Source organism: Sporomusa termitida, assembly GCF_007641255.1.
GTDB lineage: Bacteria > Bacillota > Negativicutes > Sporomusales > Sporomusaceae > Sporomusa > Sporomusa termitida.
In genome coordinates this window covers 1810079-1827526 of sequence record NZ_CP036259.1, presented here as the reverse complement: position 1 = coordinate 1827526, position 17448 = coordinate 1810079, and the positions used below count along the sequence as shown (strand labels likewise).

Below are 17448 nucleotides of genomic sequence, written 5' to 3'. Positions count from 1 at the left end.
CGCGTCTGAGAATACTATACTGTATGATATTCAGTTTCTAAGCATTATGTCACTATCGAATCGGAAAGCCGCCGCTGCCGGCTTTTACTTTATGAGCAGGATAAAATTCCCTGGCTGGCGAAGCATTGGGCAAAGGAATTTTAAAGGGGGTTCTTATGACTATGCTGACAATCACCGACCAGGCCCTGGAGTATATTAACGCCCGGGCTAAACCGGTATATCTGGAACTTTTCCCGGTCATCAGCTGCTGTATTGACCTGAGGGAAAGCCCGTCTGTCCGTCTGGGACTGCCGCACAATCCCGACAGCTACACCCGGGAGGAAATCCGGGGTATTACGGTATATGTACCCCACGACCTGCCCAATATTCCTCTAACCATAACCCTCAGCAGCTTTTTCACCTTTAAGAAACTGGTGATCGAAGGCTGGCAGCTGGCCTAAGGAAAACCCCTGGCATTAAACGCTAGGGGTTTTTTCCGCCTTATCCGCTTGTTTATGTTTAAAATAATTTTGCATTCTGTCAATCAGCAGATACACCAGCGGGATGATGATCAGTGTCAAAAAGGTCGAGGTAATCAAACCGCCGATCAACGCAACCCCCATGGAGGAACGGATTTCGGCCCCGGCGCCAATCCCCAGCGCAATCGGCAGCATCCCGAAGATCATGGCCATCGTGGTCATTAAAATCGGCCGCAGCCGTACCGAACCGGCTTCCACCAGGGCCTCAACAACCGGTACCCCCGCTGCCCGCCGCTGATTAGTATAATCAACCAGCAAAATCGCATTTTTAGTTACCAGGCCCATGAGCATAATGATCCCGATCAGGGACATGATGTTAATCGTATTGCCTGCTATCAACAACCCGAGGACAGCCCCAACCAGGGAGAAAGGCAAAGACAGCATAATTGTCAGCGGGTGAATAAAGCTTTCAAATTCAGCGGCCAATACCATATAAATCAGCACAACAGCCAATACCAGCGCTTTGCCAATCTCATTAAATGAGTTTTCCATCATCTGGGCCTGCCCGACCAGCTTATGGCTATACCCCAGGGGGAGATTCAGGTCAGGGATAAGCTCTTTGACCTTGGCAATGATTTCCCCGGGCGAGGTGCCAACAGCATTGGCATAAACGATAACCTGGCGCTGGCGGTCTTCCCGGTCAATCTGCGTCGGGCCTGATGATAATTTTACCTCGGCAATATCCCCCAGGCGAACAAAGCCATTGTTGCTGCTAAGCCGGAGGTTGGCCACATCAGCCAGGCTGAGCCGGTTTTCGGGCTGTAACTGAACACGCATATCATAATCACTGTCGGCCACATTATATTGATTCTTAGCCGTTGCCCCCAAAAAAGCAGTTTGCACGGCTTTACCGGCGGTGGCCGCATCCAGCCCGGCATCCCCCAGACGGTCCGGATCAAATGTAACCTGCACCTCCGGTTCGGACTGTTCACTGGAGATATCAACATCGGTAGTACCGGGAATCTGCTTGATTTTTTCCGCCAGGATACCGGCGTACTGATTCAGCAGATCAAGTTCAGGCCCCCGCAGGGCCAGTTGAATCGGCCGGGAATCGCCGCGGCCCTGGCTTTGCCCGGGCGGCACCGATACCTTCAGACCCTGGACATTACGAAACTTTACCCGCAGCGAATCCATAATCTCCATCATTGAGCGGGAGCGTTCACTGGCGTCCACCAACCGTACCCCCACCATCGACCGGTAAATCTGCCGGTTCGTACCGACAACCAGATAGGCCGATTCCAGCTCCGGAATCGCCATAACCTCTTTCTCGACCTGGACTACCAGCTCCTTACTGCGTTCAAGGGAGGTGCCGGCCGGTGCCGTTATGTTAATATTAAATTCACCCGAATCATAGGTTGGCTGAAACTCTGAGCCTAACAAGGGTACTAGCAAAGCGTTCAGGAACAGGGATAACAAGGCCAGGACCACCAGCTTTTGGGGGCGCTGCAGGGCCCAATACAAAAGCTGACGGTACGTTTCCCGGAACGCTTCAAACCCTTGCTCCCACTTATCCAGCACCCATTCCAGCAAGCGCAGGCGCCGCCCTTCTCCCTCGCCGGTCTTTAGCCAGTAAGCCGACAGCATCGGGGTAAGGGTAAAAGCAACAAACAGGGAAAAAGCGACCGCAAACGCGACAGTTAAGCCAAACTGTTTAAAAAACTGGCCGATGATCTCGCCCATGTTGCCAACAGGCACAAACACGGCCAGGATGGAGAAGGTTGTTGCCAAAACTGCCAGCGAGATTTCCTGCGTCCCCTCCCGGGCTGCCACCAGGGGACTTTTTCCCGCCTCCATGTGGCGGTAAATATTCTCGACAACAACAATAGCATCATCAATAAGGATGCCCACTGCCAGGCTAAGACCCATAAGCGACATATTATTAAGGGTAAAATCCATCACCTTCATCAAAAAGAAGGTTGATATAATCGAGGTGGGGATGGCAATGGCCCCAATCACAGTAGCCCGCGTATTACGCAGGAACAGGAAGGTAATAGCCACGGCCAGCAAGCCGCCGAACACCATAGACACCATGACGTCGTCAACACTGTCCCGGATATAGGTGGCATTATCCCGTACCTTGGTGACCTTAATGTCAGGCGGCAGCACATTCTGCTCCAACTGCTCCATAGCCTGCTTAACCGTTTCCGCAACCCCCACCGTATTTGTGCCGGACTGCTTTTGGATAGACACAATAACACTGGGGACCCCGTTGGTGGCAGCATAAGTCCGTTCTTCCGCCCAGGTATCCTCCACAGCAGCCACATCCTGCAGGCGCACCAGGCGGCCTTCCTGATTAAGGACAATGATTCTCCGGATATCATCGACACTTTCATATTTGCCAATAGTTCTTACCGTCAGTTCAAAGCCTTGTTCCATAACCCGGCCGCCGGGAGTATTAACATTGTTGTTGTTCACCGCATCCAGCAGTTGTTGTAAAGAAAGGCCATAGGCCTCAAGTTTATACGGGTCGGCCAGGATCTGGATCTCCCGCAGAGCAGCGCCATAGACATTGACCTCAGCGACCCCTTCCAGCTGCTGGATCTGATCTTTAACAATATCTTCGGCAATCTTTCTGATTTCCCCCCGCTGCCTGACGTCAGAGGCCAGACTGAAGGAAAGAATAGACTGGGCCGTAATATCATAGCGCTGTACAACCGGCTCATCAATCTGCTCCGGCAGCCGCCGCCGGACGCCGGCAACTTTTTCCCGCACATCATTGGCCGCCAGCTTCGGGTCGGTTCCCAGCTCAAATTCAATCGTAGTCTGGGAAACCCCCTCCCGTGATACTGATGACAGCGTCTTAATACCGGCAACCGAACTGACAGCGTCTTCCACCGGTTTGGTAATAAGACTCTCCATCTCCTCCGGTGAGGCCCCGGTATAGGTAACATTAACCATAACCAGCGGAAACTCAACATCCGGATACAGATCAACCCCCAGTCCGGGATAGGAGGTAAGACCAAACACCACCAGCAGCATGACCAGCATGGTCGTAAACACGGGCCGTCTGATAAAAATATCAATCATTTACCGGCCCGCCTCCCGGGGGCGCTCCCACGCTGACCGTGGAACCGTCCCGGACCTTGTTTTGGCCGGCGACAACAATCTTTTCGCCTGCCTTCACACCGTCAAGCACCTCGGCCCAGCCACCGCCAATATAGCCCAGGCGCAGGGGACGCTGCTCCACTTTGTTTGCAGCCGTAACCACAAACACTGTCTTTTTATCTTCTTTCATCACTAACGCCGTTTCCGGCACAACAACCGCTTGCGCATGGACCTGACCAGGCACCTCAACCCGGGCAAACATACCGGCCTTCAGGTTATTCTGCCGGTTAGGAACTGTCACCTCGGCAATAAATGTCCGCGAAGGCATTGCGGCCACCGGTGATATCCGGGTAATGGTGCCGTTAAACTCCTGGCTGCCCAGCGCATCGACCCTGATTTTGACGCTGGCTCCCTGTTTAAGCTGAGCAATCTCGGCTTCGCCGACCGTTGCCTTGGCCAGCAGGGTGGTAATATCAGCCACGGTTATAATGGCCGACCCTGCCCGGGCGTAAAAACCAGGCTGCAGGAAACGCTTGACGACTACCCCATTACGGGGCACAGTGACAGTAGCACCTGTCAGTTTGCTGTTATATAAAGCCACAGCCCCTTCAGCCGCCCGGACCTGGCCTGCGGCTAAATCCCGCTTCGTTCTGGCCGAATCCAGCGTCTGTGAGGAAACAGCGCCCTGCGCGGCCAGGGTTTCCATCCGCCTAAAGTCAAGTTCGGCCTGTTCCAGATTGGCCTGAGCCTGCAGCAAACTGCCTTCGGCCTGAATAACCTGGGCCGAAAGCTCGCCCATATCAAGCACAGCGATCGTCATGCCGGCCGCAACAAAATCGCCTTCATCGACGGTGAGCTGATCAATGCGTCCGTCAACTTTACTCGCAATCTCAGCATTCCATACCGGTTCCAGACTGGAGGAGAAGGTTAATACCGGTGTAATATCCCGCCTGGTTACGGCGGCAACCTCGACAGCCACGGCCTGCCCCTGTGATACCCGTGCAGCCCGCTCCTGGCCTGCATACAGATTACTGTAAATCCGGTAGCCAATAATCCCCGCCAGGACCAGGGCAACAACCGCTGCAATCATCATTGTTTTTCTCTGCTTGCCTGCCAACCTGCTCATTCCTCCAGAAGAAATTTACATACCCAATTCCTATTCGACAGCCGGCTAGGCACTCCTGCCGTAAAATATTTTAAATTTTCGTTATGTTGCAACTCTGAAAAGTTAACAAAAAAACACCGTCCTGGCGCTCCGGCGACGGTTTAACAATATATTATATCAGAAGCATATATGGTATAATTAGTAAATATAAACGGTTGCATGAAGATTAGTTAGGAGTGTGTCTGATGCAGCAACTGCATTCTCAGCGAGGGTTTATGCTAATTGAAGTACTTGTGGCCATTGTTATCATCTCTGTCGCCTTAATCGCCATTGGCGGATTATTTCTGCAGGCCGGAAAATCGGCAGGCGCGTCTACCGAGTACACAACGGCCGCCAATCTGGCCCAAAAGCAGTTTGAGTACCTGAAGCTCCGCCAGCAAAGCGCGACCCCGGTCTTAACTACAGAAACCCCTTATCCCTATACCAGCACAGAGTGGTTTGACAGCAGCCTGGAGGCAACGGCAACCGCCTCCAATCCTGCTTTTTCTGTAAGGACAACGGCAGTTCAGTGCCCAGAGGAAAATGCCGCTGATTTGGTGGAAGTAACGGTGGCCATAAGCTGGCATAATCGGCAAAATACAGCTTACACAGTGCCCTTCACCACCATCTTCCCTAAAGTTACGCCGCCCGCTGCCCAATGATCAACAGGAACGAAAGGAAGCAGCCATGGTAAACAAGGATAATAAGCAAGCCGGTGTCACGCTCATTGAGATTCTCGTCTGGATAACTATAACCGCTATACTGGGAGCGGCTCTGAGCGGGCTGTTCTCTTCCCTAATAAAAAACTATATGTACGGCCAGCGGCGCTATGACATCCAGCAGACTGCCGATCTTGTGCTGCTAAACATTGCCAATGAGTTGCGCTATGGCGAGAACTACAATATTGTGGATTATAATCAGGCCCTGGATAATAATGCGCTGTATTATGAATCAATAAGGCCGGATGAGCCAGGGACGTTTTTATATTACATTGATAAAGACAATTTTCATTTTTACCGGGTGCCGTTCACCGGCGGAACCCCTGCCCTGGTCCCCGGACACACGTTTGTCGAACCTGGTGACATTCAGATTGGCAAGATAGACGATCCGGACACCGATATCTTTGCGGGTGATAATACGCATATGAATATCTCCATCCGGGTCACTGATACGGTATACCAACAGCATATTGACCAAAGAACCATGGTCATCCCCATTAACCAATTTGTAAAATAGGTGGTGAAACTAATGCTGAAACTAATCAATAATTCCCGGGGCTCGGCCGGAATGCTGGCCATATTGGCGATGCTGTTTCTCGGCATTATCGGCGGCGCCTATGCCGCCTTAAGCACCAGCAATGTAACGACCGCCGCCCGCACCCGGGACAATATTGCCGCCCAGTATCTGGCCGAAGCCGGGGCCCAGTGGGCGATTGCCCAGTTAACTGACAATATAAAGTATGCAACAACCGGTTATACTTCCCCCACTAAAAATGCCGGAACACCTACTGCGGGTACGTTTACAGTGGAAGTTATCCAAAATGAGGATAATACAATCACTATTATATCGACCGGTAACGTAAATAGTTCAATATCTCGAACTGTTACACTGTCCGCTAAAGCAAAAGCAGGCAATAACAATCTCAAAACAGATATCTTTCCATATGCGGCGTTTGCTGATAAAAACATGACTGTTAACGAGTCACTGATTACCGGCGATATTGCATCAAATACTTATATTACAGTAAATACTCATAGGAAAGAGGCTATTAATGGCACTGCCTTTTGCAATAAATACACAATTTGGGAGCCTGCGGCTGTTAAAGGCGGCTTTCAATCATTAACAACAGCACCGGTGTTGGATGTAAATGAATTAATGACTCCTATGCCTGATATTACAATGGCAGGGACTAGTTTGACATCAGTTAGCAGTCCTTATACCTTAAATGAAAGTTTTTATTATGTTAATGGAAATTACGCTGAATATAATCATGGTTACTCTGCATCAAGCGGCAATTCAGTGACAATATATATTAAGGGAGATTTTGAAACCAGTAAAAATATATCAGGTGATAACATAACTATTTATACTACTGGTAAATTCACTCTTAATGGCGGCTCAGTCACTGCCCCGGCGACCGGTTCAGTAAAAATATATGCAAATGACACCGTTACGCTAAATAATACCGCCACTATTACAGGTGGGAATGTTACTGTACTCGCCAAGAAGGGTATGGCTTTCAACGGCGGCTCAATCAACCACAGTTTACCTGATGCTGTTTCTAAAGTATATGTCACAGGAAATGTTGCTCTAAATAATGCGTCAGTAGTAAGCGGACAAGGAACAGGAATGCTTGTGGCTACTGGAACAATTAATCTAAATGGTGGCAGTGCTCCAAAAACAATTTTCATTGCTAACAATAACATTGAAGGCAATAGTACTTCAACAGCAGCTGGCATATATACAAACGGGAATTTAAATATGAATGGCGCAACTATTGCTTATGACAGCAACGTTATAGATAAATTAGGCTTATCCGGAACTGCCAGCGGAGTAGTTGTTAATTCGTGGACTAATAAATGATACCAATAAATTTCTGATATATGATAAATAGAGGAAGGACCAATTAGGCCCTTCCTCTTTATGATTTAATTCTGATCACATATATTATCGCATTGGGAAACGGAATTAATAGAACCCCATTATAGATCTTGTACTATTGTTTTAATACCGTTAATTGTGCTAATACAGCCCTTACTTGTTTTACTTCTACATCCGCCGAAACCATTACCCGGCCAATATCCTGCATCAGCACCCAGTTGATCTTACTGTCCACAACCTTCTTATCGCGGGCCAGATACCCCAGCAGTTCCTCAAGCCCGTAACCGGGAGCCGTCAGGGGCAGGCCCATGGCCGTCAGCAGCTGCTGTACGGCCGTGCTCGCAGCCGGCGGGCACAATCCCAGTCTGCTGCTCAGCAGGGCGGCGCCAGCCATGCCGATAGCCACAGCCTCACCGTGGTTGTACTCGGCATAGCCGCCTACCCCTTCCACAGCATGGCCAATCGTATGGCCAAAATTCAGGAGCATGCGCACCGAGGTTTCCCGTTCATCCCGGGCGACAACAGCGGCCTTAAGCTGGCAGCAGCGGCTGATCACCGCGGTCAGCGCCGCCGGGTCCCGGGCCAGGATTGCGGCGGCATTACGGGTAAGATAAGCAAAAAAATCAGCATCGGCAATGATGCCGTATTTAATGACCTCGGCCAGGCCGGCTTTTAACTCCCGTTCCGGCAGGGTATCCAGTACGAGCGGGTCAATCAGCACCAGCCGGGGCTGATAAAAAGCGCCGATCAGATTTTTACCCAACGGGTGGTTGACCGCAGTTTTCCCGCCAACACTGGAATCGACCTGGGCCAGCAGGCTGGTCGGCACCTGCACAAACGGTACGCCGCGCAGATAGGTGGCGGCAGCAAACCCGGCCAGATCGCCGATTACCCCCCCGCCCAGGGCAACAATGGGCGACTTGCGGTCCAGGCCGCTGCTGATTGCGGTGGTAAACACCCTATCGGCGGTCGCCAGTGACTTTGAGCCTTCACCGGGCGCAACCACCAGGACCTGGGGCGCAAACCCGGCGGCCCGCAGGCTGTCGGTGACGACAGCGGCATAAAGGGGACCAACGTTTCCATCAGTGATGATAAGTGCTTTTTTACTGCAGGACAGGGCCTGCATAAACTGCCCGATCTGACGCAGACCGGCAGTCTGGATATAAATACTGTAACTGTGGTCGGCCAGGCTAACCCTTACTTCGCCCACGCAGATGCCTCCCTTCGCGCAACAGCCCGATAATCCTTTCTGCCACATGATGAGGCGGCAGACAGGTGGTATCGATCGTATAATCGGCCTTCATGTAGAGATTGGCCCGGTCATTAAACAGCCGGGCCACCCGCTCGGCCCGATCCTCACAGTCCAGTAAAGGCCGGACGCCGCGCCGGGAAGTCCGTTCCAGGATTGTCTCCAGCGAGGCAGTCAGGGCAATAATGATACCGCTGCTTTTTAATCTGATCATGTTTTCCTGCTTCAGGACAACACCGCCGCCGGTGGCAATGACCGTATTATGATAGCGGGATACCCGGAAAATTACATCCCGTTCCAGCTGCCGGAAGTGATTCTCGCCATACAGCTGGAAAATCTCGCTGATGGCCAGGCCTGTTTGGATTTCAATTTTTTTATCGATATCAATAAAAGTCCGGTTCAAGCGGCCGGCCAGCAAGCGCCCGGTGCTGGTCTTGCCGGTCCCCATAAACCCGATTAGAACTATGTTTTTCATTATGCCTCCGGAAATGAGCAGGGCCTGCTAGTTGACAATACGGGGTGTCAGGAAGATTATAACCTCGGTTTCGGTCTTGGATTTACTGCTGTTTTTAAACAGCGCCCCCAGGATCGGCAAATTGCTTAAGAACGGCACTGCCTTTCTCACTTCGCTGTTTGATGACCCGATTAACCCGCCGATCACCATTGTTTCGCCATCTTTGAGCCGCACAGTGGTTTCCGCTTGGCGGGTCGTGATTTTGTAAGCCTTCATCTCGGCTACTAAGGTCGGGCTGCTCACCTCGGTGCGTACCTCAACCGTAATTAAGCCATCGGTGTTGATACGAGGAGTATATACCAGTTTGATGCCGGCGTCAACATATTCAGTGGTGGTTTTGCTTTCGCCATTCTCAATTTTTTCCACAAGTACCGGAATCCGGTCCCCAATCAGGATCTGCGCCTGTTTGCCGTTAATTGTCGTGACCTTGGGCTTGGCCAGCACCCGGGCATTGCCATTGCTGACCAGGGCATTAATCTTGGCCTGGTAATAAAACTCATAGGGATAACCTTCCGGATTCCGCCCGAACTGAATGACACCGCTATTGTTCGTCCGGGTAACCTTGGCGGCCTCAGTAACATGAGTGCCGACAGGGTTGCGATTAGCATCATAGACAACCTCCGTTTCTGCCGCCTCATAGTCGGCGTACTGGGGTGTTGCCTCCCAGGACCACTCAATCCCCAAATCCTTGCTTTTATCTTTGTTGACTGCAACTACTTCCGCTTCCAGTGACACCTGCTGGTAGGGGATGTCAAGCTCGGCCAGCAGGGCCTGGATCTTGGCCGCCTCGGCTGTTGTCCCGTACAAAACCAGGGAGTTGGTGGCATAGTCGATTGTCAGCCGGTCCAGCGCGGTTGACTGTTCACTGGCTTTGGCGCCGGCGGCGGCAGTACTGCTGCTGCCGGTAGTCCCGGTACTGCTTTTGCTCCTGCCGGCACTGGTACTCGTGCTGCCGGCACTGGCCTCTGTTCGCCGTTCACCTTTTTTCTCGCCGAACAGAATTGACAGGATGGTATCTTTGACCGAATCAGGGTTAATATATTTCAGCTTAAAAATATGGACGGCTCCAAAGCCCCGGCCGATTTGATCGGCCACCCCCACCACCAGGACATCGTCAACCTCATGATAGGTAAGCCCCTTGGTCTTGCAGACCAGGCTAAGGGCATTGTCATAGGGAATATCCCGGAGCTGAATGGATATCGTCCCGCCCACGGAATCGTCAATCACCATATTCATCTGGCCGATACCGGCCAGGGCAGTCAGCACATCCCGGACCTCACCGTCAACAATGTTCATATTAACAACAGGCCTGGCCGCCAGCGCGGTGGCGGCCACCGTAAAGGACAACAGCAGGGCTGCCAGTATGCGGATTGCTATCAAACGCATCATATCACCTTCCCAGTGCTAAGACCTGCTGTCCGCCAGGTCCTTGGACTATTACTGAATTTGCATCAACTTGAATCAATTGATAAGGACCGATCTCCTGGCCGGGATAATAGGCTCTGCTGGTATTATTGTAAATAATAATTGCCATCTGCCTGTCACCGCCTGATACGACTCCCACCAGCAATGGCAGCGCTGTCTGCGCAGGCGTAGTGCCGGGAGGGGCCATAGCCGGTCCGGGCTGAATGCTGCCGGGTGGCGGGGTAATTGCCGGCTTGCCGAACCCCGGCGGCGGGGCAAAGGGATCACGCATCGTCTGCGGGGCTGTGTAACCGCCAGGCATCGCCGGCTGAACAACCGCCGCTTGGGGTTTGACGGCACCGGGGGTTACCCTGGTTGCCGGCTGATTGTCCGGCAAGCCAAGCAAGGCGATGGCGGCGGCCAGGATAATCCCGGTGCCGGCCAGTACCAGATAGCGCTGCCGCAGCGGCAAGTTGTCGTACCAGGTATTCAGTTTTTCCATAAACGCAGCTGCAGGCATAAATACAGCCCCCTCTACCGGCCGCTCAGGCGCTGTCGGTAACGGCTGATTGCAGCTGACAGGTCGGGAAGGTTATCGTTGCCGAACTTCTCCAGCAACACCTCGGTTAACACAATCGCGGCCATCGCCTCGCCCACCACGGCGGCCGCCGTCACCGCGCAGACATCACTGCGTTCCGTATTGGCCTGGAGGGGCGCCTTGGACACAATATCCACCGAAGCCAGCGGTGTCATCAGGGTGGGAATCGGTTTCATCACCGCCCGCAGCACGATAGTCTCGCCATTACTCATGCCGCCTTCCAGGCCGCCGGCATTATTGGTCTGGCGGTAATAGCCGCGCGCCGGATCGTAATAGATCTCGTCGTGGGCTTTGCTGCCAGGCAGGCCGGCATAGGCAAAGCCGGCCCCGACCTCAACCCCCTTAATGGCCTGAATCGACATCAGGGCGGCCGCCAGCTTGGTATCAAGCCGCCGGTCCCACTGGACATGACTGCCCAGGCCGGGCAAAACGCCAACTGCCAGCACCTCAAAGATACCGCCCAGGGAATCGCCCTGTTCCCTGGCCGTCAGAATGGCTGCTTTCATGGCCGCTTCCGCTTTGGTATCAAAACAACTCAGTTCCGAGGCCAGCACACCGGCCTGTAACGCCGCAAACGCCGGGCGCGCAGCCGCAGCCTGAACGCCGCCGATATTGGTGACATGGGCCAGGATCTGAATACCGGCGGCACTCAGCAACTGTTTCATTACGGCACCGGCCGCCACCCTGGCCGCCGTTTCGCGGGCACTGGCCCGCTCCAGGATATCACGGACATCCTGCCGGTCGTATTTCAGTACCCCGGTCAGATCGGCATGACCCGGCCTGGGTGCCGTAACCGCCGGACCGCAGGGTGAGCCGGCAGGCGCCATCCGGTCCTGCCAGTTTTCCCAGTCACGGTTATGGATGACCAGCGTTACCGGGCTGCCCATGGTCTGGCCGAAGCGCACCCCGGCGGTAATCTCGGCTTTGTCCTGTTCAATCAGCATCCGGCCGCCGCGGCCAAAACCTTTCTGCCGGCGGGCCAGATCACGGTTGATCAGTTCAATATCCAACGGCACGCCAGCCGGTAAGCCGTCGATAACAGTCGTCAGGGCCGGGCCGTGGGACTCGCCGGCAGTAATGAATCTTAGCATACATAACCCTCATTTCCGATATATCAGCTATTTCCTGTCTGTTGGCCCGGCGGGCACCTGCTTGTCACCGGCAGTTCCGGCCGCCCCCCCGTAGCTGTAAACAATAAGTACAAGCTTACTCTCTAATATCCCCTGCCGGGAGTTCATGCTAACCTGGGTAAGGGAATTAAAGCGGGGAATATCTTCAAGTTTTTTTAAGAATTCGGCGGTTTGGGCAAAGGTGCCCTTAATACCTATTTCCACCGGCATCTCACGATAACCGGCTTTCGCAACGGCTGTCGCCGGTTTTATCTCAACCAGCTGCAGCCCACAGGCCCTGGCAGCCTGCTCAACCTGCGCCAGCAAACCTCCGAGTTCAGGTTGATTAGGCAGCATGGCCTCAGCCTGCAGCAGCTTTCTTTCCAGCTCAACAAGAAATGCAGCCGGCTCCGGGTGGCTGTAGGCAAACCCCTGAATAACAGCCAATTTTTGGTTCTCGGCCTGCAGCCGGGTTGTCAGCGCTGTGATCTGTTCGTTTTGTTCCTGAATAATCCAGGCATAATACAACCAGCCAGCCAGCAGCAAGCCGCCGGCAAAAACCAGGCTTTTATGCTTTGTTGATAGTTTGGCCCAGGAGAAATTCATGGCTGCAACCCCTTGATCTTTACATTCATTTCAAACCTGGTAACCATTAACTGCTGATCACGCTCGGCCCTGATCAGGACCGGTTCGGTAAACAGGTCATCCTGCTCCAGCAGCTGCATAAATGCGGCCAGGTCAGGGTAGGTCAGGGCGTTGCCCTTGAGTTTAAACGTATTCTTATCGCCGGTCCCCAGTTCATCCAGCCAGATCTGCGGCGGCATAATGACTGCCAGCCTGGCGACAAGCGCGTACCAGGGCTTGCGCTCAGTGGTCAGTTTAGCAAGCAGGTTCGTTTTGGCATTAATTGCCTGCTGCTGCGAATTCGCTGACGCCATCTTCGCTTGAGTCGGCCGCAGCAATTCCAGTTGCTGCTGCGCAGCCGTAAGGCGGTCCTCCAGCGTCGCGATTGTATAGGCATTATAGACGGCAAATACACAGAAACACATAAATACCAGCAGTGCGGCCACAGCAAACAGCCGGTTTACCGGCCAGAACTCCTGGCGCTCGTCCGGCGGCAGCAGGTTAATTTTAATAGTGGTATTAATAACCTTCACCCCCGCGCACGGCCAGGCCGACCGCCACTGTCAGCTGCGGCGCGATCGCCTGCAGCCATTCGGCATCAAATGATTTGGCAGCGCCAATCTCGCCCAGCGGGTTATGCCGGGTTACCTCAACCCCGCCCAACTGGGCGGCCAGATTGCCGGCCAGATTATCCATACAGGCCCCGCCGCCGGTCAACAGAATCCGGTCAATGACAGCCTCGCGGTTCTGGGCCTGATAATAGTCGGCTGTCCGGCGTATCTCCCGGCTCAGTTCTTCCACAAGCAGCAGCAGCTGCCTGTGCACAGAGGCTGCCGCCGGCTCGTTACCGCCCGCAGTATGCAGCAGGCCCCGCTGGCGTTGTTTCAGCAGCTCGGCCTCATTATAATCCAGCGCCAGCAAGTTCCTGATGACATCGGTATAACGGTCTCCGCCCAGCGGGATCAGCCGGGATACCACCGGGCAGTTGGCCTGGAAGATGGTAAGCTGGCATAGTTTTTGACCAATATCGACAACCAGGAAGTTGGCGGGCGCGGTAAAGGTCCGGGCTATGGCCAGCGGCTCAATATCAATAGCCATAGGCTTCAGCCCCGCCTCCTTACAAATGGCAGTAACAGCGTCAATCATCGACTGCGGGGCGGCCACAAGCAACACCCGGACCTCATGAGGCAGCTTGCCGGTACCAACAACGGCAAAATCAAAATAGTAATTCTCCGCATCGGCCGGGATATATTTATCCAGGTCCCATCTGATGGCCTGGCGCAGCTCCTCCTCCGTCATCGCCGGAAAGGTAAGCTCGCGGATGAACACCGCATGACCGCTTACGGAGATGACAGCATGCCGGCCGGTGACACCGGCGGTTGCCAGCAGCTGCCGGAACGTCTCGGCCATCACCTGACGGTCGAGAATAATCCCGTCCCGGACCAGGTCCGCCGGCAGGGCCGCCAGACCGGCGGCCGTCAGGGTGGGCAGATTGTTGCGCCAGGTGATTTCAGCAATCTTCAGCATGCCGGAACCGATATCTATACCAATCATACTGGCCGGACTGTATGTAAGCCACTGCTTTACCCTGGCCGCCAGTTGAATAACCTTAGCCTTCATCGTGGTGGGGCTGCTGGCAGACAATCTGAATGGCATGGGAGAGGGCGGTAATAATATCAACATTAAACTGCTGCTCAAGCCCCTTGATCCGGGTGTAGGTCTCGCCCTGATCGGTAACCACATAGCGCGGCGGCAAAAAGTTTAGGGCCAGGGCCGCAATATCATAGCGGCATTTCTCACAGCCGCAGGCCTTCGGATGGCGGGTCAGCACCTCGTCCAGCCGCTGCCAGACCAGATCCTCCATAAAATTTCTTATTTGCATATGCTGCCTCCTAATTAATGATAATTCCAGGAGATAATTATAAGACCCGCACCCTCGGCGTTCCTAACAACCTTTAGTACAACCTTCCGCACAGACCTGTGAACAGTGCCGGTTGCTTCAATCCGGATGGGCGTACCGGCCGTAATTGCCAGCGAATAGCTGCCCCGGCCCTCAAAATAGGGATTGCGGGGCTGCCAGTCAGGGTTGTAGTGTAATTCGACAAGAGCCCGTTTGGCTCCTGCCTCCGCTAAATATAAAGCCGCAGTGCCGTCACGGTAGCTTGCGGCCATACTAAGCTCAGTCAGACTAAGCGTAATCAGGCCCCAGCCCCATAGACTCAGCAGCAGCAGTGCCATTAACGCCAGGAGAGCACTCGACCCGGACTGGCTGGCTACCCGTGTTTGTACATAAAACATCGGGACACCTCTTATTACGAGTTTTGAGCCATCACTGCCGACCGCAGGGTATATTGAAGCCCTGTCTCGCGGTCCTGTACGGTAATCATAATCGCCACCCGCTTAACCATATACAGGGCTTGTCCATTGTTAGCCCGCAGGGTAACAGCCTCAACCGTAAAACGCGGTTGCTGCCCCGGGTTAGCGATAACCACCACCCGGCCGGCCCTTTTACTAAGGCCGTCGCCGGCCAGCGGCTGGGGCGTACCGTCGCCCATGGTCATACACAGCGCCCGCGTATCAGGGCTGACGCTGAAGATCAGGCTGCTGCCATCCCCGTCCTTTAGCACCAGGCTGCCGCCATTATCGGCGACAGTGACGGTTTGCGCATACCGGATGCTGTGGCTGAGCCGCTCCAGCGCCAACCGGGCGGTTTGCTGGAGTTCAGCCTGGGAACGGCCGGTCCGCCAGGCCTGGCTTGCGGTTGACAACAGCGGCCCGATGGCCGCCAGCAGGATCAAAAAAATTGTCAGACCAGCCACTAGCTCGGCCAGGGTCAGACCCTGCCGGCCAGTCCAATAGCGTTTCATAATCCCTCCGTTATGGCAGAAACTGCTGTACCGCCTGTAAGGTATAGGATATCAGGGTGACCTGTTCAGCACCTGGCCGGCCCACAGAAACGGTTAGCTTGATGATACGCTGTTTGCTCGGATACTCCGGATCAAGGGGGCTGATTTCAGCCCTTGCCGTCTGACAGTAATCAGTCCCGGGAATCGAGGCCGGGCCTGTCTGGTAAGGAAACGCGACAGTAGCCCAAAACAGGTCGTCATGACTTTTAAGCAGCTCCATCTGTTCCTGAGCCAATGCCGTGGCGGCCGTATAGTGGCCGGCAGCCGCCATCACCTTCAGCGCCTGGGGCAGCAGAGCGGCAACCGCCAGCGTTATAAGCACGATAAAAATTGCCATAACTGCCTCCAGCAGCAGATAACCCCGCTCACCCTGCCGGTTCCGCCCCATTGCCCCCCCCTCCCCAGGCTGTACGTTTTCATTCCAGACCGGCGGCGTCACAGACCCGCACCCGCCCGGTCACAGGGGCAATGACGACATACAGGTACTCACCGGTCCGTTTACTGCGAAATTCAATAGTCTGAGCCCCGGATGACGGTGAGCCGGTGATGGCATAGCGGATTGCTTTCGGATCACCGGTCACTGCAACCGAGGCGGGAAAATCAACAATCTTAATGGCTTTTTCCCGGTTGTGCAGATTATATTGCGGCTTGCTACTGCCGCCAGTCCAGTATAGCGTATAAATAGCTTGCGTACCGTTGGCATTAACGCCCAGCTGCTGCAGGCCCCGGATATCGGCGGCCAGGTTGTTGACAAAGATATGCAGTTCCAGGGTGGCCACGGCATCGGCCAGCATTGGTACGGCCAGACCGGCTAAAATGCCGATAATGGCCATGGTAACCAGGAGTTCTATCAAAGTAAAGCCCTGTTGCATATTACACCTCGCAACAGCAAATAACAGCCTGTACTACAGCAGGCTCAGATACCAGGTGATGATTTCATGGCCGTACAGCATACTGATAAACGCCGCCACAGCGATAAACGGGCCGAAGGGGATAAAGTCCTTACGGCCTTTGATCTTAAGGGCCAGTAGCAGCAGGCTGCCGATGCCGCCAATGACAAAGGACAGAAATAAGGTCAGCAGGGTTAGTTTGAGGCCAAGCCATAGACCGAGGGCAGCCATAAATTTGATGTCGCCACCGCCCATGCCGCCTTTGGTGAGGAGGGCGATAAGGAAGAGGATGGCGCCGCCCGCTACACTTCCCCAAAGTATATCTAGCACTATTGTATTATTAATTAGTGTATTAAATATTACGCCTGCAATAGCAAACCATATAAGAATTTTATCTAAAATAAGCTGATAATCATAATCAATTATTGAAATCACAAGCAAAAATACAACAAACATTAATACTTCCATCAGTTTTTCTAAAGGAGCCACTAAAAAAGAAATCAATAGAATAAGAGCAGTTAATAATTCGACTACTGGATATCGAACAGATATACAAGATCCGCAATACCTACATCGTCCTAGTAATAAGGCATAACTAATTATTGGAATTAAATCCATTACTTTTAAAGGAGTCTTACAAATTACACAATGTGAACCTGGAAATATAATAGACTCATTCTTGGGTATCCTCAAAATGCATACATTGATAAAACTACCAATTATTAGGCCGAAACCTAAAATTGATAGAATTAGACAAATTTCTAGCATATATTGCTAACTAGCACAACATCGAAATATGTGTACCTTCTCCTTATTAATGTTATTTATAACTGTCCAGCACTAAAA

Annotated in this window: 20 protein-coding genes; 4 read left to right on the top strand and 16 right to left on the bottom strand. The window is 53.2% G+C overall.

What is annotated here, in order from left to right; all coding sequences use genetic code 11:
* Positions 1-155: 155 nt before the first annotated feature.
* Positions 156-440 carry a CC/Se motif family (seleno)protein gene (locus SPTER_RS08225; RefSeq protein ID WP_144349963.1) on the top strand — a complete coding sequence of 95 codons (285 nt, stop codon included), beginning with the start codon at positions 156-158 and terminating at the stop codon, positions 438-440.
* Between the two features lie 15 nt (positions 441-455).
* Here the strand turns inward: SPTER_RS08225 and SPTER_RS08220 are convergent, their stop codons facing one another.
* Both SPTER_RS08220 and SPTER_RS08215 read right to left on the bottom strand, forming a co-directional pair.
* Positions 456-3545 (bottom strand): efflux RND transporter permease subunit, encoded by a 3090-nt coding sequence (locus SPTER_RS08220; protein ID WP_144349962.1) that lies wholly within the window; start codon positions 3543-3545, stop codon positions 456-458.
* A complete protein-coding gene (locus SPTER_RS08215) occupies positions 3538-4689 on the bottom strand; it encodes an efflux RND transporter periplasmic adaptor subunit (protein WP_246105531.1) in 1152 nt (383 codons plus the stop codon). The genes SPTER_RS08220 and SPTER_RS08215 overlap by 8 nt, the downstream gene beginning before the upstream one ends.
* Positions 4690-4913: 224 nt before the next feature.
* Here SPTER_RS08215 and SPTER_RS08210 point away from each other — a divergent pair, with 224 nt between their 5' ends.
* From SPTER_RS08210 to SPTER_RS08200, 3 genes are read left to right on the top strand one after another with little or no spacing between them, the layout of a single operon-like run.
* Positions 4914-5369 (top strand): type IV pilus modification PilV family protein, encoded by a 456-nt coding sequence (locus SPTER_RS08210; RefSeq protein WP_144349961.1) that lies wholly within the window; start codon positions 4914-4916, stop codon positions 5367-5369.
* A 25-nt stretch (positions 5370-5394) separates the two neighbouring features.
* The gene (locus tag SPTER_RS08205; protein ID WP_144349960.1) at positions 5395-5943 is read left to right on the top strand and encodes a PulJ/GspJ family protein; all 549 of its coding nucleotides are present in this window, start codon (positions 5395-5397) and stop codon (positions 5941-5943) included.
* A gap of 12 nt (positions 5944-5955) precedes the next feature.
* A complete protein-coding gene (locus tag SPTER_RS08200; RefSeq protein WP_144349959.1) occupies positions 5956-7290 on the top strand; it encodes an autotransporter outer membrane beta-barrel domain-containing protein in 1335 nt (444 codons plus the stop codon).
* 133 nt (positions 7291-7423) lie between these two features.
* On the opposite strand, the gene aroB is transcribed toward SPTER_RS08200, so the two are convergent.
* Genes aroB through SPTER_RS08130 form a run of 14 tightly spaced genes read right to left on the bottom strand, consistent with a single transcriptional unit; the run spans position 7424 to position 17370 of the window.
* Positions 7424-8518, bottom strand: coding sequence for a 3-dehydroquinate synthase (aroB, locus tag SPTER_RS08195; RefSeq protein ID WP_144349958.1), 1095 nt, complete (start codon positions 8516-8518; stop codon positions 7424-7426).
* Positions 8499-9032: a shikimate kinase gene (locus tag SPTER_RS08190; protein ID WP_144349957.1), complete on the bottom strand. Its 534-nt coding sequence runs from the start codon at positions 9030-9032 to the stop codon at positions 8499-8501. Before SPTER_RS08190 ends, aroB begins: the two co-directional genes overlap by 20 nt.
* Positions 9033-9059: 27 nt before the next feature.
* Positions 9060-10460 (bottom strand): type II secretion system protein GspD, encoded by a 1401-nt coding sequence (locus SPTER_RS08185; RefSeq protein WP_144349956.1) that lies wholly within the window; start codon positions 10458-10460, stop codon positions 9060-9062.
* A 1-nt stretch (position 10461) separates the two neighbouring features.
* Positions 10462-10995 carry a hypothetical protein gene (locus tag SPTER_RS08180; RefSeq protein WP_144349955.1) on the bottom strand — a complete coding sequence of 178 codons (534 nt, stop codon included), beginning with the start codon at positions 10993-10995 and terminating at the stop codon, positions 10462-10464.
* 14 nt (positions 10996-11009) lie between these two features.
* Complete coding sequence (gene aroC / locus SPTER_RS08175; protein WP_144349954.1) at positions 11010-12164, bottom strand: chorismate synthase; 1155 nt, start codon at positions 12162-12164, stop codon at positions 11010-11012.
* Between the two features lie 27 nt (positions 12165-12191).
* Positions 12192-12788: a type IV pilus inner membrane component PilO gene (locus tag SPTER_RS08170; protein ID WP_144349953.1), complete on the bottom strand. Its 597-nt coding sequence runs from the start codon at positions 12786-12788 to the stop codon at positions 12192-12194.
* Complete coding sequence (locus SPTER_RS08165; RefSeq protein WP_144349952.1) at positions 12785-13339, bottom strand: PilN domain-containing protein; 555 nt, start codon at positions 13337-13339, stop codon at positions 12785-12787. Before SPTER_RS08165 ends, SPTER_RS08170 begins: the two co-directional genes overlap by 4 nt.
* Positions 13326-14426 carry a type IV pilus assembly protein PilM gene (gene pilM / locus SPTER_RS08160; RefSeq protein ID WP_170233209.1) on the bottom strand — a complete coding sequence of 367 codons (1101 nt, stop codon included), beginning with the start codon at positions 14424-14426 and terminating at the stop codon, positions 13326-13328. The genes SPTER_RS08165 and pilM overlap by 14 nt, the downstream gene beginning before the upstream one ends.
* On the bottom strand, positions 14416-14688 hold the full coding sequence (locus SPTER_RS08155; protein ID WP_144349950.1) for a late competence development ComFB family protein: 273 nt from the start codon (positions 14686-14688) through the stop codon (positions 14416-14418). The genes pilM and SPTER_RS08155 overlap by 11 nt, the downstream gene beginning before the upstream one ends.
* 14 nt (positions 14689-14702) lie before the next feature.
* On the bottom strand, positions 14703-15104 hold the full coding sequence (locus SPTER_RS08150; RefSeq protein WP_144349949.1) for a PilX N-terminal domain-containing pilus assembly protein: 402 nt from the start codon (positions 15102-15104) through the stop codon (positions 14703-14705).
* A gap of 14 nt (positions 15105-15118) precedes the next feature.
* Positions 15119-15673 carry a PilW family protein gene (locus SPTER_RS08145; protein WP_144349948.1) on the bottom strand — a complete coding sequence of 185 codons (555 nt, stop codon included), beginning with the start codon at positions 15671-15673 and terminating at the stop codon, positions 15119-15121.
* A 10-nt stretch (positions 15674-15683) separates the two neighbouring features.
* Complete coding sequence (locus SPTER_RS08140; protein WP_144349947.1) at positions 15684-16100, bottom strand: type IV pilus modification PilV family protein; 417 nt, start codon at positions 16098-16100, stop codon at positions 15684-15686.
* Positions 16101-16128: 28 nt separating this feature from the next.
* On the bottom strand, positions 16129-16584 hold the full coding sequence (locus tag SPTER_RS08135; protein ID WP_144349946.1) for a prepilin-type N-terminal cleavage/methylation domain-containing protein: 456 nt from the start codon (positions 16582-16584) through the stop codon (positions 16129-16131).
* Between the two features lie 33 nt (positions 16585-16617).
* Positions 16618-17370 (bottom strand): prepilin peptidase, encoded by a 753-nt coding sequence (locus SPTER_RS08130; protein WP_144349945.1) that lies wholly within the window; start codon positions 17368-17370, stop codon positions 16618-16620.
* Between the last annotated feature and the right edge of the window lie 78 nt (positions 17371-17448).